A 998-nucleotide genomic window follows, 5' to 3' on the forward strand; every position below is an offset into this window, starting at 1 on the left:
GTTTCAGCCAGATCGGCGGGTCGAAGCGGGCGCCGGCGCCGGTCGGCGTTCCCGTGACGATGATATCGCCAGGCACCAATGTGGTGAAGGTCGAGATGTAATTGATGATCTTGCGGAAGGAAAAGATCATCCGGCTGGTGCGGTCCTGCTGGCGCACCTCGCCGTTGACGCGGGTGGTCAGCGCGATGTCGGCGATCTGCGCCTCGTCGATGAACGGCACCAGCCAGGGGCCGATCGAGCCGGTGCGCTCGAAATTCTTGCCTTGCGTGACGTTGAACTTGGCGTGCCGCACCCAGTCGCGGATGGTGCCTTCGTTGCACAGCGACAGGGCGGCGATGTGGTCCAGCGCGTCGGCCTCGGCGATGCGCCGGCCGGGCTTGCCGATGACGATGACGATTTCGCCCTCGTAGTCGAGCTGTGGTGATTCCGGCGGCCGCACCAGCGGCGCGCCATGGCCGACGAAAGAGCGCGGAAAACGGATGAACAGCGAGGGGTTGGCGGGAGCTGCCTGCCCGTCCTTGTACTCCTCGTTGCGGTCGGGATAGTTGACGCCGACGCAGATGATTTTTTCCGGGGAGGGAATGGGGATGTCGTAGGCGATGGCGTCGAGCGGGAAATCGGCGGCGAGGGTGTCCGCCTCTTCCGCCAGGCGTCGCAAGGCGCCGGCCCCGATCACCTCGCGCAATGTCGGCCACTGGCCGTGGCGGGCCGAGAGGTCGACGACGCCCTTGGCGGTGATGGCGCCATAGCGTGTCTTGCCGCCGGCGGTGAAGGTGGCGAGGCGGGCGCTCATGCTGCAACTCCGGTTCTATTTGCCGACCGGAATCGCCGAGTTCTACGGCGCCCCCCTCTGTCCTGCCGGACATCTCCCCCACTAGGGGGGAGATCAGCCGGCCGCGTCGTCGGCGCCTCACTAGCAACGTTGAAAATTGGCGAAGGCAGGGATGACAGCCAATCTCCCCCCAAGTGGGGGAGATGTCCGGCAGGACAGAGGGGGG

1 protein-coding gene is annotated in these 998 nt (G+C 66.0%); it reads right to left on the reverse strand.

Features of this window, described 5'->3' with window-relative positions; all coding sequences use genetic code 11:
* Positions 1–793, reverse strand: a 793-nt coding sequence (locus tag EOA36_RS36105) for a fumarylacetoacetate hydrolase family protein (protein WP_145969539.1), incomplete at its 3' end; no start/stop codon positions are given.
* Between the last annotated feature and the right edge of the window lie 205 nt (positions 794–998).

Origin of the sequence: Mesorhizobium sp. M8A.F.Ca.ET.021.01.1.1 (genome assembly GCF_003998025.1) — a bacterium.
Classification (GTDB): domain Bacteria; phylum Pseudomonadota; class Alphaproteobacteria; order Rhizobiales; family Rhizobiaceae; genus Mesorhizobium.